The organism is Halomonas cibimaris, from assembly GCF_039537045.1.
GTDB lineage: Bacteria > Pseudomonadota > Gammaproteobacteria > Pseudomonadales > Halomonadaceae > Vreelandella > Vreelandella cibimaris.
This window is the reverse complement of sequence record NZ_BAAAZT010000012.1, coordinates 37,158-61,731: the sequence shown is the minus strand read 5'-3', so window position 1 is coordinate 61,731 and position 24,574 is coordinate 37,158. Positions and strand designations below refer to the sequence as shown.

22 protein-coding genes and 1 riboswitch are annotated in these 24,574 nt (G+C 65.3%); of the genes, 15 read left to right on the top strand and 7 right to left on the bottom strand.

Annotation, left to right across the window (positions count from 1 at the left end; genetic code table 11):
- Positions 1 to 301: 301 nt before the first annotated feature.
- Complete coding sequence (locus ABD654_RS01450) at positions 302 to 1,753, bottom strand: sodium:solute symporter family protein (protein ID WP_344701561.1); 1,452 nt, start codon at positions 1,751 to 1,753, stop codon at positions 302 to 304.
- Positions 1,754 to 1,826: 73 nt separating this feature from the next.
- A riboswitch (TPP riboswitch) is annotated at positions 1,827 to 1,936 on the bottom strand.
- A 185-nt stretch (positions 1,937 to 2,121) separates the two neighbouring features.
- Between ABD654_RS01450 and ABD654_RS01445 the strand changes: the two genes are divergently transcribed.
- On the top strand, positions 2,122 to 3,582 hold the full coding sequence (locus ABD654_RS01445; RefSeq protein ID WP_344701559.1) for a catalase: 1,461 nt from the start codon (positions 2,122 to 2,124) through the stop codon (positions 3,580 to 3,582).
- A gap of 82 nt (positions 3,583 to 3,664) precedes the next feature.
- Entirely contained in the window at positions 3,665 to 4,282 is a 618-nt protein-coding gene (locus tag ABD654_RS01440) for a LysE family translocator (protein WP_344701557.1), read from the top strand.
- 4 nt (positions 4,283 to 4,286) lie between these two features.
- Here ABD654_RS01440 and ABD654_RS01435 read toward each other — a convergent pair whose 3' ends face one another.
- Positions 4,287 to 4,673: a DUF7079 family protein gene (locus ABD654_RS01435; RefSeq protein WP_344701555.1), complete on the bottom strand. Its 387-nt coding sequence runs from the start codon at positions 4,671 to 4,673 to the stop codon at positions 4,287 to 4,289.
- Positions 4,674 to 4,882: 209 nt separating this feature from the next.
- Here ABD654_RS01435 and fabV point away from each other — a divergent pair, with 209 nt between their 5' ends.
- From fabV to ABD654_RS01380, 11 genes are all read left to right on the top strand, one after another.
- On the top strand, positions 4,883 to 6,082 hold the full coding sequence (gene fabV / locus ABD654_RS01430) for an enoyl-ACP reductase FabV (protein ID WP_344701553.1): 1,200 nt from the start codon (positions 4,883 to 4,885) through the stop codon (positions 6,080 to 6,082).
- A 24-nt stretch (positions 6,083 to 6,106) separates the two neighbouring features.
- Positions 6,107 to 7,084: a GlxA family transcriptional regulator gene (locus ABD654_RS01425; protein ID WP_344701552.1), complete on the top strand. Its 978-nt coding sequence runs from the start codon at positions 6,107 to 6,109 to the stop codon at positions 7,082 to 7,084.
- 119 nt (positions 7,085 to 7,203) lie between these two features.
- The gene (locus ABD654_RS01420) at positions 7,204 to 8,418 is read left to right on the top strand and encodes an aspartate aminotransferase family protein (RefSeq protein WP_344701550.1); all 1,215 of its coding nucleotides are present in this window, start codon (positions 7,204 to 7,206) and stop codon (positions 8,416 to 8,418) included.
- Positions 8,419 to 8,442: 24 nt separating this feature from the next.
- The gene (locus ABD654_RS01415; protein ID WP_344701548.1) at positions 8,443 to 9,516 is read left to right on the top strand and encodes an arginine N-succinyltransferase; all 1,074 of its coding nucleotides are present in this window, start codon (positions 8,443 to 8,445) and stop codon (positions 9,514 to 9,516) included.
- Positions 9,516 to 10,544 (top strand): arginine N-succinyltransferase, encoded by a 1,029-nt coding sequence (astA, locus tag ABD654_RS01410; RefSeq protein ID WP_344701546.1) that lies wholly within the window; start codon positions 9,516 to 9,518, stop codon positions 10,542 to 10,544. Before ABD654_RS01415 ends, astA begins: the two co-directional genes overlap by 1 nt.
- Positions 10,545 to 10,584: 40 nt before the next feature.
- A complete protein-coding gene (gene astD / locus ABD654_RS01405; RefSeq protein WP_344701544.1) occupies positions 10,585 to 12,057 on the top strand; it encodes a succinylglutamate-semialdehyde dehydrogenase in 1,473 nt (490 codons plus the stop codon).
- Positions 12,054 to 13,430, top strand: coding sequence for an N-succinylarginine dihydrolase (gene astB / locus ABD654_RS01400; protein WP_344701543.1), 1,377 nt, complete (start codon positions 12,054 to 12,056; stop codon positions 13,428 to 13,430). The genes astD and astB overlap by 4 nt, the downstream gene beginning before the upstream one ends.
- A 30-nt stretch (positions 13,431 to 13,460) precedes the next feature.
- Positions 13,461 to 14,168, top strand: a complete 708-nt coding sequence (locus tag ABD654_RS01395; RefSeq protein WP_344701541.1) for a trimeric intracellular cation channel family protein — start codon at positions 13,461 to 13,463, stop codon at positions 14,166 to 14,168.
- A 111-nt stretch (positions 14,169 to 14,279) separates the two neighbouring features.
- Positions 14,280 to 14,987, top strand: a complete 708-nt coding sequence (locus ABD654_RS01390) for a DUF3581 family protein (RefSeq protein ID WP_344701539.1) — start codon at positions 14,280 to 14,282, stop codon at positions 14,985 to 14,987.
- Positions 14,988 to 15,283: 296 nt separating this feature from the next.
- Positions 15,284 to 16,234, top strand: coding sequence for an RNA-guided endonuclease InsQ/TnpB family protein (locus tag ABD654_RS01385; RefSeq protein WP_344701537.1), 951 nt, complete (start codon positions 15,284 to 15,286; stop codon positions 16,232 to 16,234).
- A gap of 144 nt (positions 16,235 to 16,378) precedes the next feature.
- On the top strand, positions 16,379 to 17,788 hold the full coding sequence (locus ABD654_RS01380) for an aspartate ammonia-lyase (protein WP_344701563.1): 1,410 nt from the start codon (positions 16,379 to 16,381) through the stop codon (positions 17,786 to 17,788).
- 40 nt (positions 17,789 to 17,828) lie between these two features.
- Here ABD654_RS01380 and ABD654_RS01375 read toward each other — a convergent pair whose 3' ends face one another.
- The 4 genes from ABD654_RS01375 to ABD654_RS01360 all read right to left on the bottom strand — a co-directional run bounded on the left by ABD654_RS01375 (position 17,829) and on the right by ABD654_RS01360 (position 20,378).
- Positions 17,829 to 18,503, bottom strand: a complete 675-nt coding sequence (locus ABD654_RS01375) for a hypothetical protein (RefSeq protein WP_344701535.1) — start codon at positions 18,501 to 18,503, stop codon at positions 17,829 to 17,831.
- Between the two features lie 103 nt (positions 18,504 to 18,606).
- Positions 18,607 to 19,110 carry a methylated-DNA--[protein]-cysteine S-methyltransferase gene (locus ABD654_RS01370; protein ID WP_344701533.1) on the bottom strand — a complete coding sequence of 168 codons (504 nt, stop codon included), beginning with the start codon at positions 19,108 to 19,110 and terminating at the stop codon, positions 18,607 to 18,609.
- Positions 19,111 to 19,152: 42 nt separating this feature from the next.
- Complete coding sequence (arfB, locus tag ABD654_RS01365; protein ID WP_344701531.1) at positions 19,153 to 19,566, bottom strand: alternative ribosome rescue aminoacyl-tRNA hydrolase ArfB; 414 nt, start codon at positions 19,564 to 19,566, stop codon at positions 19,153 to 19,155.
- Between the two features lie 38 nt (positions 19,567 to 19,604).
- A complete protein-coding gene (locus ABD654_RS01360) occupies positions 19,605 to 20,378 on the bottom strand; it encodes a DUF1499 domain-containing protein (RefSeq protein WP_344701530.1) in 774 nt (257 codons plus the stop codon).
- Positions 20,379 to 20,503: 125 nt separating this feature from the next.
- Here ABD654_RS01360 and ABD654_RS01355 point away from each other — a divergent pair, with 125 nt between their 5' ends.
- Positions 20,504 to 21,556 (top strand): NAD(P)-dependent alcohol dehydrogenase, encoded by a 1,053-nt coding sequence (locus ABD654_RS01355; protein ID WP_344701529.1) that lies wholly within the window; start codon positions 20,504 to 20,506, stop codon positions 21,554 to 21,556.
- Here ABD654_RS01355 and ABD654_RS01350 read toward each other — a convergent pair.
- On the bottom strand, positions 21,553 to 22,527 hold the full coding sequence (locus ABD654_RS01350; protein WP_344701528.1) for a bile acid:sodium symporter family protein: 975 nt from the start codon (positions 22,525 to 22,527) through the stop codon (positions 21,553 to 21,555). The two genes, ABD654_RS01355 and ABD654_RS01350, sit on opposite strands and share 4 nt — an antisense overlap.
- A 360-nt stretch (positions 22,528 to 22,887) precedes the next feature.
- Here ABD654_RS01350 and ilvD point away from each other — a divergent pair, with 360 nt between their 5' ends.
- Complete coding sequence (gene ilvD / locus ABD654_RS01345) at positions 22,888 to 24,570, top strand: dihydroxy-acid dehydratase (RefSeq protein ID WP_344701527.1); 1,683 nt, start codon at positions 22,888 to 22,890, stop codon at positions 24,568 to 24,570.
- Positions 24,571 to 24,574: the final 4 nt, after the last annotated feature.

Below are 24,574 nucleotides of genomic sequence, written 5' to 3'. Positions count from 1 at the left end.
AAGGAACAGCGGGTTGGCGAGTCTCACCCGACGCCACCTGAATAGTTACGTGAGCATTTACCCCGCTGAGTCATTGCGAGCGCAGCGAAGCAATCTCGGGGTTGGTTGCTACCGGCACAGTAAGAGATCGCCACGTCGCTTCGCTCCTCGCGACGACGGTAGTGAGAAAAGTGCACTCGCCCCGGTGTTATTGCGAGTGCAACGAAGCAATCTCGGGGTTTCTTGCCAGAGGCACTGCAAGGAGACCGCCACGCTTCGCTCGCGGTGACACGTAGCGTCAGGCGTGTCGCAATCTAGTGCGTCACGACTGCCGCCCAAACCGGCGCACCAGGGTGGCCAGCTGGGCGAAGTCGTAGTGCTCGCGGGCGGGCATCGCGCGCATCAGCACCGCAGAGGTGGCCACCGGCACCAGGGCGGCGAGCAAAAAGCTTTCCAGCAGCGTCTCGGTGCCGGCTCCCGGGGCGGGGAAGACGACAAGCCCCGCGACCAGCCCGCAGGCGGTGCTGACCACGGCGTGGCGGCCGTCGTAGCGGCGGCTGAACAGCCCGAAGAACACCGGGAACGCCGCGGCCGAGCACAAAAGATCGGCGAGCAGAAAGAGGTAGAGCACGCTGAAGCCCTGGGCGGCGACCCAGGTAATCGGCACCGCGGCGGCGACGATCAGCCAGCGGGCCAGGCGCATCAGCGTGGCTTCGCTTGCCCGGGGCAAAAGCCGGTGCATGTCCACGGCGATAATGCTTGAGGTGGCGTTGATGGTGGAGTCGGCGCTGCTCATCACCAGCGCCAGCCCCAGCGGAATCAGCGCCAGCGCAAACCACAGCGGCACGCTGTCCAGCAGCACGCTGAACAGTGCCACCGAGCCGTCGCCTTCCAGATCCAGTCCCACAAAGGCCAGCCCGAAAAGCCCCATCATGACGATGATCGGCAGGTTCAACAGCCCGCTGATCCAGAAGCTTCTGCGCAGCACCCGGACGTTTTTCGCCGCGTAGATGCGCTGCCAGGTGCCCTGGTAGAAAAGCCCGGTGAGCACCACGGCGATAAAGAACGTCAGCCCCGCGCGTACGCCGCCAGCGTCGGTCATGTCCAGCAGCTGGGGTGCGTGTTGGGCAAGCCCGTCAAGGGTTGGCGCTGCGCCGCCGGCGGCCTGCCAGCCAAAGAATAAAAGGCACGCGAGCAGCGGCAGGATCACCACCATCTGCACCTTGTCGGTAAAGATCGAGGCGCGAAGCCCGCCGTAGAAGGTGTAAAGCACCGTGGCCAGCATCACCACGCCGGCGGTGAGCCACAGCGGAATGGGAGCGAGCAGGGTAACCATCCGGGCCACGGCGGTGAGGCTCGCGGCCAGGGAAATAAACAGGTAAAACAGCATGATTGAGAGCGTAAAGGCGTACATGACGCGACCGTAGCGGTGGATCACAAACTCGGTCAGGCCGTGGCCCTCGGGGATCAGCTCGCGCATGCGTCGGCCCAGCGGGATCATGATCAGCCGGGGCACGCAGGAACCCAGGGCATAGCCCAGAAGCGCGCTGATGCCGCCCCAGGTCGCCGCCTGGGCGGGGCCAAACAGCACCCAGGTACCCAGCGTGGTGGCCAGCAGGGTGCTCACCGTGGCTCGGGTGCTTTGGGTATTGCGCGCGGCGATGTAGGTATCCAGGTCGTCGCGCTGGCGGCGAGCGTAGAGCAGGCCGGGAACGGCAAAGGCAGCGGCGCAGAACAACAGCCAAAGGGCCGTCCAGACAGGATCAAGCAGCATGGTGATAGGTCCTCTATCCTTGTGGCGGCCGGGTCTTGGGCGGGCGTCTGGCAGACGACAAGGGAGAGGCGAGGCGGCGTGTGCTTTCCTTCCCTTCGCCGGTATGACCCGGATCAGGTTCGAAGGGTTACCGGCGCAAAAGCGGCGGATTCTCAGCCCGTCAGGGCTCCCCCAGGAGAAGATAGAGCCTAGGCAGGCGCGTCGGCGTTGTCAAACTGCCTTGTGGGCTATCGGTCGAAGGTGTCTGCAAGTTTTTAGCTATCAGCTATCGAAAGGATAGCGCACTTTTGGGTGGGAAAAGAGTAGTCTGTGGGTATGGCAGCGGCAACCGGCTGCCTGGCGACAATGACTCACAAGGAGGCGCTAACGTGTCCGAAGACAATCGCAAGCCGACCACTACCGATGCCGGGATTCCCGTGGCCAGCGACGAATATTCGCTGACCGTGGGGCCGAACGGGCCCATCGTGCTTCACGATCACTACCTGATCGAGCAGATGGCCCAGTTCAACCGCGAGCGCATTCCCGAGCGCCAGCCCCACGCCAAGGGCAGCGGTGCCTTCGGCCGCTTTGAGGTGACGGAAGACGTTAGCCGCTACACCCGCGCCGCCGTGTTTCAGCCCGGTACCAAAACCGAGGTGCTGATGCGCTTTTCCACCGTGGCCGGCGAGCGCGGCAGTCCCGACACCTGGCGCGATCCGCGCGGCTTTTCCATCAAGTTCTACACCACCGAAGGCAACTACGACATGGTGGGGAACAACACGCCGGTGTTCTTCATCCGTGATCCGATGAAGTTTCAGCACTTCATCCGCTCGCAAAAGCGCCGCGCCGACAACAACCTGCGCGATCACGACATGCAGTGGGATTTCTGGACGCTGTCGCCGGAGTCGGCCCATCAGGTGGCCTGGCTGATGGGCGACCGGGGCATCCCCAAGACCTGGCGGCACATGAACGGCTATTCCAGCCACGCCTACATGTGGGTGAACGCTGAAGGCGAGAAGTTCTGGGTGAAATACCACTTCAAGACCGACCAGGGCATTGAATGCTTGACCCAGGAAGAGGCCGACCGCCTGGCCGGGGAAGACGGCGACTACCACATGCGTGATCTCTACACCGCCATTGAGCGGGGCGAGCATCCCAGCTGGACGCTGTACATGCAGATCATGCCGTTCAAGGATGCCGAAACCTACCGGATTAACCCGTTCGACCTGACCAAGGTCTGGCCCCACGACGACTATCCGCTGATCAAGGTGGGCACGCTTACGCTGGACACCAACCCGGTGGATAACCATGCCCAGATCGAGCAGGCGGCGTTTGAGCCCAACAACCTGGTGCCGGGCATCGGCCTTAGCCCGGACAAGATGCTGCTGGGCCGCGTGTTTTCCTACGCCGATGCCCACCGCCACCGGCTGGGGGTGAACTACAAGCAGATTCCGGTCAACGCGCCGAAGTCGCCGGTCAACAGCTACAGCAAGGACGGCGCCATGCAGATGCACACCGTCTCTGACCCGGTGTACGCGCCCAACTCCAAGGGCGGCCCGCAGGCCGACGGCGAGCGCTACCCGGACGACGCGACCTGGGAGTCCGACGGTGACATGGTGCGCGCGGCCTACACCCTGCGCCCCGACGACGACGATTTTGCCCAGGCCAACGCCTTGATCAACCAGGTGATGGACGAGCCGGCCAGAGAGCGGCTGGTCAACAACGTTGTCGGCCACCTGCTGGGCGGGGTAACCGAGCCGGTGCTTGAGCGCGCGTTCGACTACTGGCGCAGCATCGACGCCGACATCGGCGAGCGCATTGTTCAGGGCGTACGCGCCAAGCAGGCCTGATCGTTCAAGCGCTTTTCATGCACTGACGGCTACAAAGCAGCCCGCCGGCAACCGCCGGCGGGCTTTTTGTCAGGAGGCACACATGGCGTTTTCACTGTGGCTTTCGCTGGCCGCCGTTTGCGCGGCCGGGGCGATCTCGCCGGGGCCGAGCCTGGCGCTGGTGCTGCGCCATACCCTGGGCGGCGGGCGCGGGCCGGGCGTCGTGGCGGGGCTTTTTCATGCGCTGGGCGTAGGGCTTTACGCGCTGCTCACGGTGCTGGGGCTGGGGGCGGTGATGGCGCGCTTTCCGCTGGCGTTCGAGGCCATTACCGTAGCCGGGGCCGGGTATCTGGCCTGGCTTGGGTTCAAGGCGCTGCGCGCCGGCCGAGCGGCGGCGTTGAGCCCCGGCGTAGCCTATACCACTCGGCGCCAGGCCGCCCGGGAGGGCGTGCTGGTGGCGCTGGCCAATCCCAAGCTGATTTTGTTTTTCGTCGCGCTGCTAAGCCAGTTTGTCCACCCGGAGATGAGTGCCGCGGCCCGGATGATCATCGTCGCCACCGCCATGAGCATCGATGCCGGCTGGTATGTGCTGGTGGCGGTGGCGCTGTCGCAGTCCGGGGTGCTGGAGTGGCTGCGCCTGCGCGCGCAGTGGATCAATCGCGCCACCGGCGTGATACTGATCGGCCTGGCGCTGCGCGTGGCCTGGGGGCTGGTGGCGTAGCGCTTCAGCTCGGCTCGCCCCGGGCGACCAGCAGCCGGTTCATCAGCTCCGCCCAGCGATGGCGCACCATCATGGTGGTCAGCCCGGAAAACAGCGCCCAGCCCCTGCGCCGCCAGCCTTTCAGCCGCAGGTTGTGGCCCACCAGCTGTTTCATCAGGCGATAGTCGTCGAACTGGCGCCATTCGCTGGTGATCGACAGCTGGTGGCGCGACATCACCGGCGCCAGCTCCAGGCGAAAAATCCACTCCAGCTGGTGCAGGCTAAGGCCGTGGTGTTCGATGGTGCTGACCATGATGGCGTAGTCGCGCTCGCCGGGCTCGCGGTCCAGCCACAGCGGCGCCAGGGCAAGCCATAGATCGCCGCGTTCGTCGACCAGTTGCTGTGCGTTCATGTGGGCCTCGGGTTGTATGCCCGGCCGTGCCGGGTAGAAAATACGCTTGTCTGGCCGGCTATTATCATGGCGCAAAGGCCCGGCTCGCAAGCCGGCCAAGCCCGGCTGCGCCAGGGCACAAAGGCGGACAGCGCGCGCCCGGGCCGCTACAATGCGGCCGGCGGCCATGTTTTACTGCCCGATCAACGACTGAAACAGCGAGGTGCTACGTGATTATCAAGCCCAAGGTGCGCGGTTTTATCTGCACAACGACCCATCCCCAAGGCTGCGAGCACAACGTGCGCGAGCAGATCGAAGCCACCCGCGCACGCGGGCTGGACAAGCGCCGGGGGCCGAAAAAGGTGCTGGTGGTCGGCGCGTCCAGCGGCTACGGCCTGGCCGCGCGCATTACCGCGGCCTTTGGCTACGGCGCCGATACCCTGGGCGTGTTCTTTGAAAAGCCCGGCACCGAGAAGCGCCCGGGCACCGCCGGCTGGTACAACGCCGCGGCGTTTGACAAGTTCGCCAAGCAGGAAGGGCTCTACAGCAAAGCCATCAACGGCGATGCTTTCTCCCACGAGGCCCGGGAAAAGGCCATCGAGCTGATCAAGCAGGACCTGGGCGAGGTGGATCTGGTGGTGTATTCGCTGGCGTCCCCGGTGCGCAAGCTGCCCGACAGCGGCGAGGTCAAGCGCTCGGCGCTCAAGCCCATCGGCGAGGTCTACCGCGCCACGGCGATCGATACCAACAAAGACGCGATCATCGAAACCGAAGTTGAGCCTGCCACTCAGCAGGAAATCGACGACACCGTGGACGTGATGGGCGGCGAAGACTGGGAGCTTTGGATCAAGGCGCTGGACGAGGCCGGCGTGCTGGCCGAAGGCGCCAAAAGCGTGGCCTTTAGCTACATCGGCACCGAAATCACCTGGCCGATCTACTGGCACGGGGCGCTGGGCCGCGCCAAGGAAGACCTGGACCGCGCCGCCGGCGAGATCGACAAGCGCCTGCGCCAGCACGGCGGGGGCGCCAACGTCGCGGTGCTCAAGTCCGTGGTGACCCAGGCAAGTGCGGCGATTCCGGTGATGCCGCTCTACATCGCCATGGTCTATCGCATCATGAAAGAAGAAGGGCTTCACGAAGGCACCATCGACCAGCTCAACCGTCTGTTCGCCGAGCGCCTGTACGCCGACGGCGCCGTGGAAACCGACGAGCAGGGCCGGCTGCGGCTGGACGACTGGGAGCTGCGTGACGACGTGCAGCAGTCGTGCAAGGCGCTGTGGCCGGAAGTGACCACCGACAACCTGTTCGAGATCACCGACTACTCCGGCTACAAGCACGAGTTCTTGAAGCTGTTCGGCTTTGAGCGCAGCGACGTGGACTACGACGCTGACGTAAGCCCGGTGGCCGAGTTCGACGTGGTCAACCTCTAGGCGCTCTCGACGGCGCGACGCGTCATGGCTGATTGCCCCCTGGTTGCCTTGCCGGCCGATACCCGCTGCCGGGTCGCATTTTTGCTGCTTCCCGGTTTCTCGCTGCTGGCCCATGCCTGCGCGCTTGAGCCGCTGCAGCTGGCCAACCAGCTCAGCGGGCGTATGCTTTACGCCACTTGCACGCTGGGGCTTGAAGCCGCCGGCGTGCGCAGTGCCGGGCCGCTGGCGCTGAGCGTCGCCGACGGGGCGGAAACGTCCCCGGACGAGATCGACCTGCTGCTTGTGTGCGCGCCGACGCCGCTTTCCTACCCGCTGCCGGCCCGGCTGAACGACTGGCTGCGCCGCCTGGACAGCCGCCGTGTGGTGCTGGGCGGCATTGCCGGCGGCACCGAAGTGCTGGCGCGCTGCGGGCTGCTGGAGGGCTATCGCGTAACGCTGCCCTGGCCGCGCTTTGACGCCTTTGCCCAGGCCTACCCCGAGGTAACGCTGTCGCGCCAGCTCTACGCGCTGGACCGCGAGCGGCTGACCTGCGGCGCCGGCACCGCCGCGCTGGACATGATGCTGAAGCTTATCGCCCTGACCCACGGCGCTGACCTTGCCGGCCGGGCCGCCGAGCATCTGGCCTGCGAGCGCATTCGCCCGGCCGGCGAGCCGCAGTACGTACCGCGGCAAAACGGTATCGGCCATGCCCCGCAAAGCCTGCGCGACGCCGTGGCGCTGATGGCGGCCAACGTCGAAGAGCCGCTTTCCACCCTGGAGCTGGCCGAGCACCTGGGTATTTCCCGCCGGCAGCTGGAGCGTTTGTTCAAAAAACATCTGCAGACGGTGCCCAGCCGCTACTATCTGGATCTGCGCCTGCAGCAGGCGCGCCGCCTGCTGCGCCAGGGCCGCGCCCCGGTGGGCGATATCGCCCTGGCCACGGGCTTTTCATCCGGGGCGCATTTTTCCACCGCCTACCGTCAGCGTTTTGGCCTTGCCCCGCGCGAGGAGCGTCTGCTCTAGCTGCGCGCTTTTGGCAACTTAACGTCACATTGCTGAAAGCAGGGTGGCCGCTGCGCACCGTATACTCCCTTTCACTGCCTTTTTTTATGGCCCACGCCGATACCAGCGGAGAGACATCCATGAGCGCTACCCCGACCCGGCACGATTTCGACCAGTACATGATGCCCAACTACGCGCCCCAGCCGGTGATTCCGGTGCGCGGCGAGGGCAGCCGCCTGTGGGATCAAAACGGTCGCGAGTACATTGATTTTGCCGGCGGCATTGCCGTCAACGCGCTGGGGCACTGCCATCCGGTGCTGGTCGAGGCGCTCAAGTCCCAGGGCGAGACGCTTTGGCATCTGTCCAACGTGTTCACCAACGAGCCGGCGCTCAAACTGGCCAAACGCCTGGTGGAGCGCACCTTCGCTGACAAGGTGTTTCTGTGCTCATCGGGCGGCGAGGCCAACGAAGCCGCGCTCAAGCTGGCCCGGCGCTACGCGGTGGATCATCACGGCGAGCACAAAGACAAGATCATCTCGTTTTCTCAGTCGTTTCACGGGCGTACCTTCTTTACCGTCAGCGTCGGCGGCCAGCCCAAGTATTCCCAGGGCTTCGGCCCGGTACCGGGCGGCATTCTCCATGCCGAGTACAACGATCTGGACAGCGTGCGCCGGCTGATGGGCGATGATACCTGCGCGATCATGGTCGAGCCCATGCAGGGCGAAGGCGGGCTGATTCCCGCCGACCCTGACTTTCTCCAGGGCCTACGCGATCTGTGCGATGAGCACGACGCGCTTTTGGTCTTCGACGAAGTGCAAACCGGCGTGGGCCGCACCGGCAAGCTCTACGCCTACCAGCACTACGGCGTGACGCCGGACATTCTGACAAGCGCCAAGGCGCTGGGCGGCGGTTTTCCCATGGGTGCTGTGCTCGCCACCGACAGCGTGGCCCGCTCGCTGGTGATCGGCACCCACGGCTCGACCTACGGCGGCAACCCGCTGGCATCCGCCGTGGCGCTGGCGGCGCTGGAGGTTATTGATACCCCCGAGGTGCTTGCCGGCGTGCAAAAGCGCCACGACCGTCTGCGCGGCCACCTGGAGCGGATCAACGCCAAACACGGCGTATTCAGCGACATTCGCGGGCTGGGCCTGCTGATGGGCGCGCAGATGGCCGAGGCCTGGGCCGGGCGAGCGAAGGAACTTCTGCCGCTGGCGATCGAAGAAGGCGCCATGGCGCTGATCGCCGGGCCCGACGTGCTGCGCCTGGCGCCGTCGCTGGTGATGCCCGAGGCCGATATCGACGAAGGCATGGCCCGGCTTGAACGCGCCGTTGAACGCCTGGTTGCCAAGGGCTGAGGCCCCCGCCAAAAGGAGCTGGCGATGCTGATCATTCGACCCGTAGAGCCTGCGGACCTGCCCGCGCTGGAAGCGCTGGCGCGCCAGGCCGTGCCGCCGCTGACCAACCTGCCGGCCAACCGCGAGCGCCTGGAGCAGCGCGTGGCGCGCTCCCAGGCCGCGTTCAACGACGAGGTGGACTACCCCGGCGACGAGCAATATACCTTCGTGCTGGTCAACACCGCAGCCGACGCCGCCGAGCGTGTGCTGGGTACCGCCACCGTGCGGGCCCGGGCCGGCGCACGCGAAGCCTATTACACCTACCGTCAGGAAACCCTGATTCACGCCTCCCAGCAGCTTAACGTGCGCCGGGAAGTGCAGACGCTGGCGCTGTCCCACGAGGTGTCTGACGCCACGCTGCTGTGCGCCATGTCGGTCCATCCGCGATATCAGGGCACCAGCGCCGAGAGCCTGCTGCGCCGGGCCCGGCTGATGTTTGTGGCCCAGTATCCCGAGCGCTTTGCCGACGTGCTGGCAGTGGCCTTTCCCGGGCATCTGGAAGCCGGCGGTGCATCACCGTTTTGGGAAAGCGTGGGCCGGCATTTTTTTGCTCGCAGCTACCAGGACATCAATCGCATTGCCGGGCTGCGCTCAAAAAGTTTCATCGCCGAGGTGATGCCGCAGTTTCCGCTGTATCTGCCGCTGCTGACCCCGGCGGCGCGGGCGGCCATCGGCCGCGAGCACCGGGCCCATGAGCCGGCGCTGAACGAAATGCTTGCCGAAGGCTTTGCGCGTTCGCGCCATGTGGATATCTTCGATGCCGGCCCGGTGATCAAAGCCGATCGCAGCGGGCTTGCCACCGTGCGCCGGGCGGCCTGGCATCCGGTGCGTATTCGCCCCGAGCACGCCCTGCCCGCCGCCGAGCCGGCGCTGGTGGCCAACCAGCAGCGCACCGGCTTTCGCTGCGTGGTGGCGCGCTATGCGCGCTCGCCCACCGGCCAGCTGATGCTCACCGCCGAGCAGGCCGAGGCGCTGGGCGTGGAGAAGGGCCGCGCCGTGCTGGCGGCACCGCTTTCACTGCCTGCCGCCGAAGACCGGCTCGACGAAGGAGAAATGTAATGCGCATTCGACCTATTGCCCGCGGCGATCTGGACGAGCTGCAGGCGCTTGCGCAGCAGGCCGGGGTGGGCTTTACCTCGCTGCCGGACAACCGCGAGTTCCTTGCCGGCAAGATCGAGTCGGCGGTGAACGCTCTTGACGCGGGCCGGGGCCGAGAAAGCCAGCTTTACTTTTTTGTCCTCGAAGACGAAGTGGGCGGCGAGCTGGCCGGCTGCTGCGCCATTGAAGGGCAGGTCGGCCACGACGTGCCGTTTTATCACTATCGGCTGGGCACGCTTGCGCACTCGTCGGTACAGCTGGATCTGCACCGCACGCTGGACACGCTGTTTTTAAGCTCGGATCACACCGGCAACGCCGAGGTCTGCTCGCTGTTCGTGCGCCCGGAATACCGCGGCGAGGCCAACCGCCACCTGCGCTGCGGTGCGCTTTTGTCCAAGGCGCGCTGGCTGTTTATCGCCGAGTTTCGCGAGCGTTTTCCCGACAAGGTATTGGCGGAAATGCGCGGGCTTTTCAACGACGACAACAAAAGCCCGTTCTGGGAAAGCCTGGGCCGGCACTTTTTTCCCATGGACTTTGACGAGGCCGACCGCCTGACCGGGCTTGGCCAGAAAAGCTTTATCGGCGAGCTGATGCCGCGCTTTCCCATCTACACCACCTTCATGCCCGAAGCGGCGCGCGCCTGCATCGGCCAGGTGCACCGGGATACCCGCCCGGCGCTTGCAATGCTGGAAAAAGAAGGGCTGCGCTGGGAAGGCTACATCGATATCTTCGACGGCGGCCCCACGGTAGAGGCCTACATTGACGACGTGCGCGCGGTGCGCGACTCAAGGCGCTATGGCGTTGAGGTAGACGCCGGCGCCGAGCAGGAAAGCACCGGCCGCTGGCTGGCGGCCACCACCGCGCTGCAGGGCTTTACCGCCGCCTGGATCGGCCGCGCTCCCGGCGCCGAGCACGTTGTGCTGACCCCCGCCGAAGCCCGGCGGCTAAACGTTGGCGCAGGCGACACCCTGCGCCTGCTGCAAACCTGACGCTGATACACTGAGCCGCTTACGGCCAAGGGAGACGGATATGCACGCCACGCAGCAGCAGCTGATCAACGGGGCATGGATCGACGGCGCCGCGCCGACGTTTGCCAAACACGACGGCGTTTCCGGCGGGCCGCTGTGGCAGGGCGCCGCCGCCGACGACGCTCAGGTCGCGACGGCGGTGAGCGCGGCCCGAAACGCCTTCGCCGGCTGGGCCAAAACGCCCTTTGCCGAGCGCCAGGCGCTGGCCGAGCGCTTCGCCGAAGTGCTCAACGCGCGCAAGGAGGTGCTTGCCGTCGCCGTTGCCAGCGAAACCGGCAAGCCGCTGTGGGAGGCGCGCACCGAGGTCGGGGCGATGATCGGCAAGGTGGGGCTGTCGCTTCAAGCCTATGCCGAGCGCACCGGCGAGCGCGAAAAACCCGCAGGCGAGGCCCGGGCGGTGCTGCGCCATCGCCCTCACGGGGTCATGGCCGTTTTCGGCCCGTACAACTTCCCCGGGCACCTGCCCAACGGCCATATCGTCCCGGCGCTGTTGGCGGGCAATACCGTGGTGTTCAAGCCCAGCGAGCAGGCCCCGCTCACCGCGGACTTGACCCTGCAGTGCTGGCTTGAGGCCGGCCTGCCCGACGGCGTGATCAACCTGGTGCAGGGCGGGGCGCCGGTAGGCCAGGCGCTGGCCGGTGACCCGGCCATCGACGGGCTTTTGTTTACCGGCAGTGCGGCGGTGGGCCGCATGCTGCACCGCCAGTTTGCCGGCCAGCCGGGCAAGATTCTGGCGCTGGAGCTTGGCGGCAACAACCCGCTGGTGGTGAAAAGCGTGCCCGACCAGCGCGCCGCGGTGCTGACGATTCTGCAGTCGGCGTTTGCCTCCGGCGGCCAGCGCTGCACCTGCGCTCGGCGCCTGCTGGTGCCCGAAGGCGAAGTGGGCGACCGGCTGGTCGAGGCGCTGGTGGACGCCGCGGGCAAGCTGCGCGTGGCCGAGCCCTTCGACGAGGCCAACCCGCCGTTTTACGCCGGCCTGGTCAGCGCTGCTGCCGCCGACGGCCTGCTGGAGGCCCAGCAGGCGCTGGAAGCTAAAGGTGCTACGGTGCTCCGGCGCATGGAGCGCCTGGCCGACGGTACCAGCCTTTTGAGCCCCGGCCTTCTTGACGTCACCGGGCTTGACGTGCCCGACGAGGAGCACTTCGGCCCGCTGCTCACCGTGCAGCGCTATGCCGGCTGGGACGAGGCCATTCGCCTGGCCAACAACACCCGCTACGGGCTTTCCGCCGGGCTGATCGGCGGCGAGCAGGCCGACTGGGACGATTTTCTGCTGCGCATTCGCGCCGGCATCGTCAACTGGAACCGCCAGACCACCGGCGCCTCGGGGGATGCGCCTTTCGGCGGCGTGGGCGACAGCGGCAACCACCGCCCCAGCGCCTACTACGCCGCGGACTACTGCGCCTACCCGGTGGCCTCCATGGAAACCGAGACCCTGGCGCTGCCCGAGCAGCTGCCGCCGGGGGTGAGGCTATGATCAGCGCGCGAGATAGCGACAGCGCCGTCGGGGTTAACGTCTGCGAAGTGAATTTTGACGGCCTGGTCGGCCCCACCCACAACTATTCGGGGCTGGCGGCGGGCAACGTGGCCTCAAGGCGCCACGCGGGATGGGTGGCCAACCCGCGGGAGGCCGCGCTGCAGGGGCTTGAGAAAATGCACGCGCTGTACCGAGCCGGCTACGCCCAGGGCGTGTTGCCGCCCCAGCAGCGCCCGGATACGGCCTTTCTGCGCCGGCTGGGCTTTGCCGGCAGCGACGCTGACGTGCTGGCCGCCGCCGCGCAGCGGGCACCGGCCATGCTGCGCGCGGCGTGCTCGGCCTCCAGCATGTGGACGGCCAACGCCGCCACGGTGACGCCAAGCGCAGACGCCCGGGACGGGCGGGTACATTTCACGCCGGCCAACCTGCAGTCCGGCCTGCACCGCTGCCTGGAGCCGGCCACCACCGGGCGTATGCTGCGCGCCATATTTGCCGATCCGGCGCATTTCGCCCACCATGCGCCGCTGCCGGCCACCCCGGCGCTGGCCGATGAAGGCGCGGCCAACCATACCCGGCTCGGCGCCGACTACGGCGCGCCCGGGGTGCATCTGTTCGTTTACGGGCGTGACGCCTTCGGCCTGGAGCCGGCGCCGGCACGCTTTACCGCCCGGCAAACCCGGGAGGCCAGCGAAGCCGTGGCCCGCCAGCACGGCCTGAATGAAGCGCAGACGGTGTTTGCCCGCCAGCACCCGGACGCCATTGATGCCGGGGTGTTTCACAACGACGTGATCGCGGTGGGTAACGGCCCGGTGCTGCTCTATCACGAGTATGCTTTTGCCGACGAGCAGGCCGTGCTTGACGCGCTGCGGGCGAAAATGCCCGAGCCGCTGATCCCCGTGCGCGTGCCGGCAGAGGCAGTAAGCCTCGACGCCGCCGTGGCGACCTACCTGTTCAACTCCCAGCTGCTGAGCAATCCCGACGGCAGCATGACGCTGGTCGTGCCCGGCGAGTGCCAGCACCATGAAGCCGTGTGGCGCACGCTGCAGGATTTGGTCCTGGCCGGCGCCAATCCCATCGGCGAGGTTATCGTCAAAGACGTCAAGCAAAGCATGCAAAACGGCGGCGGCCCGGCCTGTTTGCGCCTGCGGGTAGCGCTCAGCGGCGCCGAGTGCGCCGCGCTGTCCGGCCGTGTTTTGATGACCGACGAGCTTTATGCCGCGCTTGCCGGCTGGGTCAAACGCCACTATCGCGACCGTTTAGCGCCGGAGGATCTGGCCGATCCGCAGCTGGTGGCGGAGTCGCTTACCGCGCTGGACGAGCTGACGACCCTTCTGCAGCTGGGCGCGATCTATCCGTTTCAGCGCAGCGGCTGAGCGGGCAACGGGCATCAAGGAGTACAACGCGTGAGCCAACTGGTGTACTGGCTGGATCTGGCCGGGGTGATTGTCTTTGCGCTTTCCGGGGTGGTGCTGGCGTGTCGCAAGCGCATGGACCCGGTAGGCATGCTGGTTTTGGCCGCGGTGACCGGCATCGGCGGCGGTACGCTGCGCGATCTGGTGCTGGGCGTGCGTCCGGTATTCTGGGTGGACGACCCGACGTATCTATGGGTGATCGTGGCCACGGTGGCGCTTTCTCTGGTCGGCTTTCACTATATTCATCGGCTGTCGCGCGGGTTCATGCCGGTGGCCGATGCCTTCGGGCTTGCGATCTTCACCGCGCTTGGCAGCCACAAGGCGCTGGCGCTGGGCTATACCGGCGAGGTCGCCACGCTGATGGGCATGATGACCGGAGTCGCCGGCGGCATGATCCGCGATGTGCTGGCCCGGCGCGTGCCGATGGTGCTGCGCGAAGAGATCTACGCCACCGCGGCGTTTGCCGGCGGCGTGGCCTATGTGGTGCTGTATAGCCTGGGCGCCCCCACGGTGCTGACCATCGGCGCCTCGCTTGCCGCCACTCTGGGCCTGCGGCTGGCCGCCATTTACTGGGGGCTGGCGCTGCCGGTGTTTGCCTGGGTGACCATACCGACCAGGCCAGCGGAGGAGGGCCGGGCGGCAGCGCAAAAGGCCAAAGAGCGGGTGCGAATGATTCAGCGTCAGCGCAAGCGCCGTTGACCCCGCCGCTTTCGCGGAAAGTCGCTGCTGTTGGCCGGTGTTTTGTGGCATTATGCGCGGCGTTGGTAGCGACAGACTTTCAATGACAACACCAGGCAGGCAGCGAACGCCATGTTCAAGGATTTTTACACGCAGCGCGGTGATACCGTCGTTATCTCCGCCGAGCAGGCCAGCCGCTTCGCCAAGGGCGTGGCCGGTGATTACAATCCGATCCACAACCCTGATGCACGCCGCTTTTGTGTGCCCGGTGACCTGCTGTTTGCGCTGGTGCTGGAGCGCTTCGGGCTTTCCCAGCACATGGAGTTTTATTTTCTCAGCATGGTGGGGGCGGACACGCCGCTGACGTTTCGCCCGTCGGCCAGCGGCGATATTCACGTTATCGACGACGCCGGAAGGTGCTATCTGGAAGTGGTGCGCAGCGGCGAGACCACCTTTGAAGCGGAAGCGGTGGATGCTTTTACCCGCTGCTACGTGGCGTTTTCGGGCAAGAACTTTCCGCATTATTTAAAGCCTTTGATGCAAGCCCACGGCGTGATGTTCAATCCTCGCCGGCCGCTGGTGATCTACCACAGCATGGGGTTTACCCTGGAACGGCTGGACGGTTTTGCGCCGGGGCTGTCTCTGGCGCGCTCGTCGCTTGACGTTCAGGGCAAGCGTGCCGATGCGCTGCTGGAATTTACCATTGAATCGGCCGGAAAGCCGCTGGGCGTGGGCTCGAAAAAGCTGGTGGTCAGCGGCCTGTGCGACTACGACGCCGGGGAAATGGACGCCATTGTGGACGAGTTCTATCGCCTCAAGGCGGCCTGGGAAGCCGCCTGACGCGCCGGCGTGCCGGACGCCGGCGGCGCGCGCATCCCCGAACGGCCTGATCATCGGGCGCTGAAAAGCAATGGCTATATAAGTTGGCGCTGTGATAGCTTAACGGTTTGTGTTTTTTCTTTACCCATCAGCGCGTAAAGCATCGCCCCATGCGGGCGGTGATAAAAGCGCGCACCGCAACGCGGTGCCGGGGTTGAAGGTTCCATTACCACCTGATATTTATACAAAATGAAGAAACGCGCCTACAAGGAACGGTCNGGGAAACGCTCACCCACTCGGCAGCGGAAAAGCGGCTGGTGGCCCTCAAGGCGGAATATCCGTGGCTGAGGGACGTGTCCAGCGTGATCCTGCAACAAGCCCTGCGCGATCAAAAAGCGGCCTTCGATAACTTCTTCAACACCAAGCTCAAGGCGCGCTATCCGCGCTTCAAAGCCAAGAATGGCCGGCAATCCCTCCGGCTGACCAAGGCTGCCTTCCGCTATCGGGACGGCGAGATCACTATCGCCAAAACGAAAACACCGCTACCGATCCGCTGGAGCCGCCCATTGCCTGGCGCTCCCTCCAGCGTCACCCTTTCACGCGACCGTGCAGGCCGCTACTTCATTAGCTGCCTGTGCGAATTCACGCCCGAGCTGTTGCCGTTCTCTCCTAACACCGTGGGTATTGATCTGGGGCTGACCGACCTGTTCATCACCAGCCAGGGGCAAAAGTCAGGCAACCCGCGCTACCTCAAACGGTACGCCGCCAAACTGGCCTACCTGCAACGCCGATTGAGCAAAAAGCAGCGAGGCTCGAACAACCGCCACAAAATGCGCCGCAAGGTGGCGCGTCTGCACGCCAAGATAGCGGACTGCCGCCGCGATTCCATGCACAAGGCCACTCGAACGCTGATCAACGAAAACCAAGTGATCTGCGTCGAGACGTTGAACATTGTCGGCATGCTAAAGAACAAAACGCTGGCCAAAGCCATCAGCGATGCGGGCTGGGGCGAGTTCCTGCGCCAGCTGGCCTACAAGGCCGACTGGGCGGGCCGCCAGCTCATTCAGGTCAGCCGGTGGCTGCCCAGCAGCAAGACGTGCCACCATTGCGGCCACAAGATCAAAAAGCTGCCGCTATCGCAGCGCCACTGGCACTGTGACGGCTGCGGCCAAGCCATTGACCGCGATATCAATGCGGCCAGGAATATCGAAACCGCCGGACGGGCGGGGGTAGCCTGTGGAGCGACTGGATCGGGGGCTGTGGCCTAATCGTCACGGTCTAGTGAAGGCGTGTTGAAGCAGGAAGGTTCTCGGGGTGACCCTGGAACTCTCGCCCAAGGCGCAGTGCGCGGCGGGCGGGGAGTGTCAGACGCCATCAACATGAAGGCCATTGCCATGACGTTATCTAATAATATGCACGCCGGCAGCGCCGCCACTCGCCGGGAATCCGACCTGCTGGGCCACCTGGACGTGCCGGCATCCGCGTATTACGGCATTCAGACGCTGCGCGCGGTGCACAACTTTACGCTTAGCGGCGTGTCGCTTTCCCACCATCCCCGCCTGATTATGGCGCTGGCCATGGTCAAGCAGGCCGCCGCCGACGCCAACCATCGCCTGGGCAACCTGGAAACCCGTCGCTTTGAGGCCATCGAGCACGCCTGCCAGCGGATTATCCACGGCGAATACCACGACCAGTTCGTGGTCGACATGATTCAGGGCGGGGCAGGCACCTCGACCAACATGAACGCCAACGAAGTCATCGCCAACGTAGGGCTGGAATTTCTGGGGCGCGCCCGGGGGGACTACCAGCACCTGCATCCCAACAACGACGTCAACATGGCGCAGTCCACCAACGATGCCTACCCAACGGCGATTCGTCTGGGGCTGATGCTTGGCCACGATGACCTGCTGGAAAGCCTTTCCGGTCTGTGCCGGTCGTTTTCGCGCAAGGGCGATGCGTTCGCCGACGTGCTCAAGATGGGGCGCACCCAGCTGCAGGACGCCGTGCCCATGACGCTGGGCCAGGAGTTTCATGCCTTTGCCACAACGCTTGGCGAAGACCATGATCACCTCAAGCGCCGGGTGCCGATGCTTTTGCGCGCGGTCAATCTGGGCGGCACGGCCATCGGCACCGGCATCAATACCGATGCGCGCTATCAAAAAATCGCCGTCGAGCGCCTGGCCGCCATCAGCGAGCACGACGTGGCGCCGGCGCACGATCTGATCGAGGCCACCTCGGACATGGGCGATTTCGTCATGTTTTCGGGGATGCTCAAGCGGCTGGCGGTGAAGCTGTCCAAGATCTGTAACGACCTGCGCCTGCTTTCCAGCGGTCCGCGTACCGGCTTTAACGAGATCAATCTGCCGGCGCGCCAGCCGGGCAGCTCGATCATGCCGGGCAAGGTCAACCCGGTGATTCCCGAGGCGGTCAACCAGGTGGCGTTTGACGTTATCGGCAACGATCTGTCGCTGAGTCTTGCCGCCGAGGCCGGCCAGCTGCAGCTTAACGTCATGGAGCCGCTGATCGTCTACAAGATCTTTGACTCCATTCGTCTGCTGACCCGCGCCATGGATATGCTGGGCACGCTGTGCGTGGACGGTATTACCGCCAACGAAGCACACTGCCGGGAACTGGTCGAGCGCTCCATTGGCCTTGTGACCGCGCTCAATCCGTATATCGGCTACGACAACGCCACGCGCATCGCGCAAAAGGCGCTGACCACCGGGCGCGGCGTGCTGGAGCTGGTGCGCGAAGAAAACCTGCTGGACGACAACACTCTGACCGAGGCGCTGCGCCCGGAAAACATGGTCATGCCGCGCTAGGTCGCGGCGTAAAAAGCCTGCTGCCGCCGCCAGGCGGGGACTAGAGAGGGTGAAACAGCGAGGTCGTATCTTCCAGCAGCTGCTGGAACGGTTTGAGCTGGCTTTCGTGGAGAATCAGCCGCGTCTCTTCCCGGGCGGCTGCGCTGTGCGGGGGCAGCAAAAAGGCAAACTCGCCTTCTTCCAGATGAAACTCGTGAATTTCACGTAGCCCGGCATCGGTCTGGCACCGGCTGCTGCGATAGAAGTCGTCTTCGCCGTACACCAGACGGTGATACATCTTGAACAGGGTATACAGCGTCAGGCCATGGGCAAACGCCGGCCAGCTGGCGGGATGCGCGATGATTGCATCGTCCAGCGGCTGGCCGCCGCGCCTGGCGGTGGCAATGGCCTGGGCCAGCGGCGGGCCGAGCAGCGGGTGCGAGGTGGCGCTGCGTTCGCCGTAGAAGTCCGCCACCGCGGCGTTGAACGCCTCAAGGCTGCCCAGCGGGTAGTCGGTACAGATAAGCGCCTGGGGGTCGTCGTTGCCGTTTTCCCAGCCGTGGAGCACGCGCAGGGTCAAAAGGCCGCGCTCCATGGGGCAAAAGGCCAGCAGATAAAGCATGACCCGTATATGCAAAAGCCGTTCCTGGCTGTCGTTGTCAAACGCTGCATAGGGGTCGCTGAACAGATCGTGAAGACGACCCTGAACGTGCTCCTTGGCTTCGGTGTAGTGCATGGCGATCCCTTTATACGTGGCAGGAAAATGCGTAAGCCCTCAGGGTAGACCAAGAGCAGGGACTCGCCAAACATGGGGCCCTAATGGAGCTCTATGGGGAGCGCTAGCGGCCAAAAAGCCGGTCAGCCTCGCCCTGGCCGGCCTCGTGGGCCAGCAGCCACTGCTTGCGTGCAAGCCCGCCGGAGTAGCCGGTCAGCCGGCCGCCCGCGCCCACTACGCGATGGCAGGGCACGATAATGGCCAGCGGATTCTTGCCGTTGGCCATGCCCACCGCCCGGGCGGCGGTGGGTTTGCCCAGCGCGGCGGCAATCTCGCCGTAGGTGCGGGTCTCGCCGTAGGGAATGGCCTGGAGCTGGCGCCACACTGCCTGCTGAAACGCCGTACCCTCTGCGGCCAGCGGCAGGTCAAACTCTCTTCGCGTGCCGGCAAAGTATTCTGCCAGCTGCTGCTTGCAGCGCTCCAGCAGAACATGCGAGCGCGGCGTATTGGCCAGGGCGCGGGCAAGCCCTCGGGAAAAGTCCACGCGGGTAATGCCGGACGCATCGGCCGTCAGGGTTAGCCGCCCCAGCGGTGACGCCGCCGGCGGGTCGAAATGATCCAGATACATGGGCTAGGGCTCGGTTGGCAACGTATGGGCTAACGTATGGGCTCAGGGGGTGACCTTGCCGCGCAGGGCCTTGGTTTGGCCTCGGCGGGTTTTGTTGTCTGTGCGCTTGCGCCTGGCACTGCGGCTGGGGCGCGTGGGGCGGCGCTTTTTATGCACGGCGGCTGCGCTTTGGATCAGCGCTTGCAGGCGCGCCAGGGCGTCTTCCTTATTGCGCTCAAGCGTGCGGTGCTTTTGCGCCTTGATGATGATCACGCCGTCCTGGGTGATGCGCTGGTCGGAAAGCGCCAGCAGCCGCTCTTTGTAGAAGGGCGGCAGCGTCGAGCGGTGAATAGCAAAGCGCAGGTGCACGGCGGACGCCACTTTGTTGACGTTCTGCCCGCCGGGGCCCTGGGCGCGCACCTGCTCAATGTGAATTTCCCAGTCGGCAAGCGTTACGTTGTTGGAAATGCGCAGCATAAAAGCTCCTTGCACGTTCTGGCGCGATGCCGGCCTGATCAACGCGGATGCAGCCGCGCCTTGAGCGATGCAAGAAAGGTGTGAATCCGGGCGGCGTTGGTGCCCACGTCGCTTTTGCCAAGCCTTGAGGCCGAGCGCATGTCCACCCGGGTTTGGCCGTCTTTTTCACTCAGGCGCACCACCACGTCGTCCTTGAAGCCGAACCAGCGGGTGGTGGCCGTGGCTTCGACGCGCCTCGGCCCCACATCAGCAATGTGCCAGCCGGCATTTTGCATTTCCGTTTGAACGGCGGCAAGGACCGTGCCGGGCGGTGCATCCACCGTCAGCGGCTGGATCTCCGGGTAGGCGGCGCGCTGCTGCTCGGCGGTGCGCGCGCCGGGATAGTCCACGGCGTTGGGCGCTTTTCTGCGTGCATTCGCCACGGCCTCAAACGCCGGCGGGTTGGTCATATCGGTGGTGATGTCGTGAATCGCCGGCACCGCCTGGGCGCGCTGCCAGTGCTGCCAGGGTACGTACAATAGCGCCACTGCGGCGGCCATCACCAGCACGGCGACAGTGCCCGGACCGAAACGGCGCTTCACTGCGGCTGCAATCAGCGTCACAAGCCCCAGCGCGGCGGCGGCCACCGCGGCGTAGGTGGCGTAGCGCAAAAGGCTAAAGGCATCGCCCAGCGGCAGCATTTCCATGCGGTAAGCCGGGCCCGCAGCGGCGATCAGCACGGCGGAAGCCAGCAGCAGCGCGACGCTCAGCCAGGCCAGCCGGCGCGGCCAGCGAGGCCTTTTTGCGCGCTGGATAATCGGTTGGTGTGCCATGCAAGCCCCCTGTAAAAGTGAAGAATTGTATAGTTGATGGTTCAATCATGTACAGCTTGGCAGCCGGCTGCCAGAATTGCACGCAGCCGTATTTACGGCCGCCTATTTCATCAGGAGACTACGCTATGAGCCAGGTACATGCCTACGCCGCCCACGCTGAAGACGCGCCGCTTGTGCCTTTGACCATCGAACGCCGGGCGCTGCGCGACGACGACGTGGCCATTGATATTCACTACTGCGGCGTGTGCCACAGCGACCTGCACGTGGCGTATAACGACTGGGGCTCGACGCGCTATCCGATCGTGCCCGGCCACGAAATTGTCGGCAAGGTCACCGCCGTGGGCAAAAACGTCACCCGCGTGGCCGTGGGCGACGCGGTGGGCGTGGGCTGCATGGTGGATTCCTGCGGCAGCTGCGCGGCGTGCCACGACGGCGTGGAGCAGTACTGCTTAAACGGCGTGACCATGACCTACGGCAGCGACGACCGCATCGACGGCACCAAGACCCAGGGCGGCTACTCCAGCGCCATTGTCACCCGGGAAGATTTCGTGCTGACAATGCCCGAGGGCATCGAGCTGGCTTCGGCCGCGCCGCTGCTCTGCGCCGGCATTACCACCTACTCGCCGCTGCGCCATCACGGCGTGGGCAAGGGCCATAAAGTCGGCGTGATCGGCATGGGTGGGCTTGGCCACATGGGCGTGAAGCTGGCCCGGGCGCTGGGCGCGGAAGTGACGCTGTTCACCCGCTCCGAGGCCAAGGTGGAAGAGGCCAGGCGCAACGGCGCCCACCACGTGGTGGTGTCCACCGACGAGGCGCAGATGGAAGCCGTGGCCGAGACCTTTGATTTCATGCTCGACACCGTGCCCGTGGCCCACGATATCAACCCCTACCTGGACGCGCTCAAGTACGACGGCACGCATATTCTGGTAGGGCTGATCGAGCCCGTTGAGCCGGCCATCCACGGCGCCCGGCTGATCGGCAAGCGCCGCGCCGTGGCCGGCTCGCTGATCGGCGGCATTGCCGAAACCCAGGAAATGCTGGATTTCTGCGCCGCCCAGAAAATTACCTGCGACGTGGAAATGCTTGATATCAAACACATCAACGAAGCCTACGCGCGCATGCAGAAAGGCGACGTGCGCTACCGCTTTGTGATCGACATGGCGACGCTTGACGCCTAGTCCGCGCGCGCGGCCTCAATCCGGCTTGCGTAGCGCCGGGCGAGAAACGCGCCGACCAGAATCTGGATCTGGTTGTAGCACATGATCGGCAGCACGATCATGCCAAACCCCGGGTGGCCCGCGAACAGCACCTTGGCCATGGGCAGCCCGGAGGCGAGGCTTTTCTTCGAGCCGCAAAACACCACGGCGGTTTCGTCGGCAAGGCTAAAGCCCAGTCGCCGCGAGACGATCTGTGCCAGCCCGATCACCGCCGCCAGCAGCAGCGCACACAGGCCGATGGCAACCATAATCGCCAGCAGCGGCAGCTTCTGCCACAGCCCGTCGGCCACGGACTGGGAAAACGCGGTGTAGACGATCAGCACAATCACGCCCTGGTCGTAGCGGGTGGTCAACGTCTTGCGGCGGTTGAGCCACCTGCCCAGCACCGGGCGCATGGCTTGGCCGGCGGCAAACGGCACCAGCAGCTGCAAAAAGATATCGCGCAGGGCGTCGGCCACCGCAAAACTCCCGCCCGAAGAGCTCACCAGCAGAATCAGCAGGAAAGGCGTGAGCATCATGCCGAACACGTTGGACGCCGCCGCGCTGCAGATGGCGGCGGGCACGTTGCCTCGCGCCATGGCGGTAAAGGCGATCGACGACGACACCGCCGAGGGCAGCACGCCCAGATACAAAAAGCCCACCGCCAGGTCTTCGGGAATCAGCCCCGGGGCGAGCAGCGTAATCGGCAGCACCAGCAGCGGAAAGACGATAAACGTAAGCGCGGTGATGACCAGATGCAGCCGCCAGTGCATGGCGCCGTTGAGCACTTCGCCGCGCGAGAGTGCCGCCCCGTGCAGGAAAAACAGCAGCGCGACGGCTGCGACGCCGGCGCGGTCCAGCCAGCCGGCAAGGGGCGGGCCGGCAGGGAAGAAGGACGCCAGCGCAACGGTGGCCAGCAGTACCAGCGTGAAAGGGTCAAGACGTAGGCGCATAAAGGCAGCGACTCCTGGGTTCCAGGCGGTTTCAGGCGCCGGCAGCGCAAAGCCCTGCGGGTCCTTTGACTGGCCCGGAACGGGCGGGTAGGCGTGGTACGCTTGAGACAGTGCGTATGCACTGGATGAGCGTTCACCCTAAAAAATTTCCTGCTTGAAGGCCAGCGCTACCCGGCGGCTTTTGGCTCATGCCCGGCGATCGGTGCGCCGCGGGGCAGCTGTTGCCGGTGGCGCAGGTTGCCAGTAACCTTTCTGCAGCCTTTGCTGTGCCGGCAGAGGTGTGCGTCCGGCAGAGATGTGCGCTCTGTATCCGGCAGGCTCTACCCCAAGTGACCGCACTCGACCGTGAGTATAACCAACATGACTGATACCCAAGACGCCTCCCGCCGCCATTCCTCGAAGGTCGTCGACGGCCCGGGCAAGTCCGCCAGCCGCGCCATGCTGCGCGCGGTGGGCTTTAACGACGACGACTTCACAAAGCCCCAGGTGGGCGTGGCCTCGACCTGGAGCATGGTGACGCCGTGCAACAGCCACATCAACGAGCTGGCCGAGCACGCCCGGGACGGAGCCGACCGCGCCGGCGGCAAGGGCGTGATTTTCAACACCATCACCATCTCCGACGGCATTGCCAACGGCACCGAGGGCATGAAGTACTCGCTGGTCTCTCGCGAGGTGATTGCCGATTCCATCGAAACCGTGGCCGGCTGCGAGGGCTTTGACGGCATGGTGGCCATCGGCGGCTGCGACAAGAACATGCCCGGCTGCATCATGGGCCTGGCGCGGCTCGACCGCCCCGGCGTCTTCGTCTACGGCGGCACGATTCTGCCGGGCAAGAACCACACTGACATCGTCTCGGTGTTCGAGGCCATGGGCGCGCACTCCCGGGGTGACATCGACCGCATCGAGCTGAAAAACATCGAAGAGACGGCGATTCCCGGGCCCGGCTCCTGCGGCGGCATGTACACCGCCAACACCATGGCCTCGGCGATTGAAGCGCTGGGCATGAGCCTGCCGGGAAGCTCGGCGCAAAACGCCGTGTCCAACGACAAGCGCGACGACTGCGAAGCCGCCGGCGAAGCGGTCCTGGAACTGCTCAAGCGCGACATCAAGCCCTCCGACATCATGACCCGGGCAGCGTTTGAAAACGCCATTACCATCGTCATTGCGCTGGGCGGCTCCACCAACGCCGTGCTCCACCTGGTCGCCATGGCGCGCACCGTGGGCGTGGACGTGGCGCTTTCCGACTTCACCGAGATCGGCAAGCGCGTGCCGGTGGTCGCCGACCTGCGCCCCAGCGGCCACTACATGATGAGCGAGCTGGTCGCCATCGGCGGCATTCAGCCGCTGATGAAGCTGCTGCTCGACGCCGGCCTGCTCCACGGCGACTGCCTGACCGTCACCGGCAAGACCCTGGCGGAAAACCTTGCAGGCGTTGAGGGCTACCCGGACGCGCAGGAGATCATCGCGCCGCTGGACAAGCCGCTGAAGGCGGAAAGCCACCTGCGGATTCTTTACGGCAACCTCGCGCCGGAAGGTGCGGTGGCCAAGATTACCGGCAAGGAAGGCACCCACTTCCGCGGTACGGCGCGGGTGTTCAACTCCGAGGAAGAAGCCCAGGCGGGCATCAACGACGGCACCGTGGTGGCCGGCGACGTGGTGGTGATTCGCTACGAAGGCCCCAAGGGCGGGCCGGGCATGCGCGAAATGCTCACGCCGACCTCGGCGATCATGGGCCGGGGGCTGGGCAACGACGTGGCGCTGATCACCGACGGGCGCTTCTCCGGCGGCAGCCACGGCTTTGTGGTCGGCCACGTCGCGCCCGAAGCCTTTGACGGCGGGCCGCTGGCGCTGGTGGAAGACGGCGATATCATCACCATCGACGCCGAGGCCAACACCATTGACGTGGCCATCGGCGGCGAAGACCTCGAGCAGCGCCACGCCGCCTGGCAGCGCCCGGCACCGCGCTATACCAAGGGCGTGCTGGCCAAGTACGCAAGGCTGGTCAGCTCGGCCAGCACCGGGGCGGTGACCGACGAGGACTGACGCG

Excerpts from the sequence above, each read along its gene's own strand:
- ABD654_RS01450 (WP_344701561.1), bottom strand. The coding sequence starts at position 1,753 with ATGCTGCTTGATCCTGTCTGGACGGCCCTTTGGCTGTTGTTCTGCGCC.
- ABD654_RS01440 (WP_344701557.1), top strand. The coding sequence starts at position 3,665 with ATGGCGTTTTCACTGTGGCTTTCGCTGGCCGCCGTTTGCGCGGCCGGG.
- ABD654_RS01435 (WP_344701555.1), bottom strand. The coding sequence starts at position 4,673 with ATGAACGCACAGCAACTGGTCGACGAACGCGGCGATCTATGGCTTGCC.
- ABD654_RS01425 (WP_344701552.1), top strand. The coding sequence starts at position 6,107 with ATGGCTGATTGCCCCCTGGTTGCCTTGCCGGCCGATACCCGCTGCCGG.
- ABD654_RS01420 (WP_344701550.1), top strand. The coding sequence starts at position 7,204 with ATGAGCGCTACCCCGACCCGGCACGATTTCGACCAGTACATGATGCCC.
- ABD654_RS01415 (WP_344701548.1), top strand. The coding sequence starts at position 8,443 with ATGCTGATCATTCGACCCGTAGAGCCTGCGGACCTGCCCGCGCTGGAA.
- astA (WP_344701546.1), top strand. The coding sequence starts at position 9,516 with ATGCGCATTCGACCTATTGCCCGCGGCGATCTGGACGAGCTGCAGGCG.
- astD (WP_344701544.1), top strand. The coding sequence starts at position 10,585 with ATGCACGCCACGCAGCAGCAGCTGATCAACGGGGCATGGATCGACGGC.
- astB (WP_344701543.1), top strand. The coding sequence starts at position 12,054 with ATGATCAGCGCGCGAGATAGCGACAGCGCCGTCGGGGTTAACGTCTGC.
- ABD654_RS01390 (WP_344701539.1), top strand. The coding sequence starts at position 14,280 with ATGTTCAAGGATTTTTACACGCAGCGCGGTGATACCGTCGTTATCTCC.
- ABD654_RS01380 (WP_344701563.1), top strand. The coding sequence starts at position 16,379 with ATGCACGCCGGCAGCGCCGCCACTCGCCGGGAATCCGACCTGCTGGGC.
- ABD654_RS01375 (WP_344701535.1), bottom strand. The coding sequence starts at position 18,503 with ATGCACTACACCGAAGCCAAGGAGCACGTTCAGGGTCGTCTTCACGAT.
- ABD654_RS01370 (WP_344701533.1), bottom strand. The coding sequence starts at position 19,110 with ATGTATCTGGATCATTTCGACCCGCCGGCGGCGTCACCGCTGGGGCGG.
- arfB (WP_344701531.1), bottom strand. The coding sequence starts at position 19,566 with ATGCTGCGCATTTCCAACAACGTAACGCTTGCCGACTGGGAAATTCAC.
- ABD654_RS01360 (WP_344701530.1), bottom strand. The coding sequence starts at position 20,378 with ATGGCACACCAACCGATTATCCAGCGCGCAAAAAGGCCTCGCTGGCCG.
- ABD654_RS01355 (WP_344701529.1), top strand. The coding sequence starts at position 20,504 with ATGAGCCAGGTACATGCCTACGCCGCCCACGCTGAAGACGCGCCGCTT.
- ABD654_RS01350 (WP_344701528.1), bottom strand. The coding sequence starts at position 22,527 with ATGCGCCTACGTCTTGACCCTTTCACGCTGGTACTGCTGGCCACCGTT.
- ilvD (WP_344701527.1), top strand. The coding sequence starts at position 22,888 with ATGACTGATACCCAAGACGCCTCCCGCCGCCATTCCTCGAAGGTCGTC.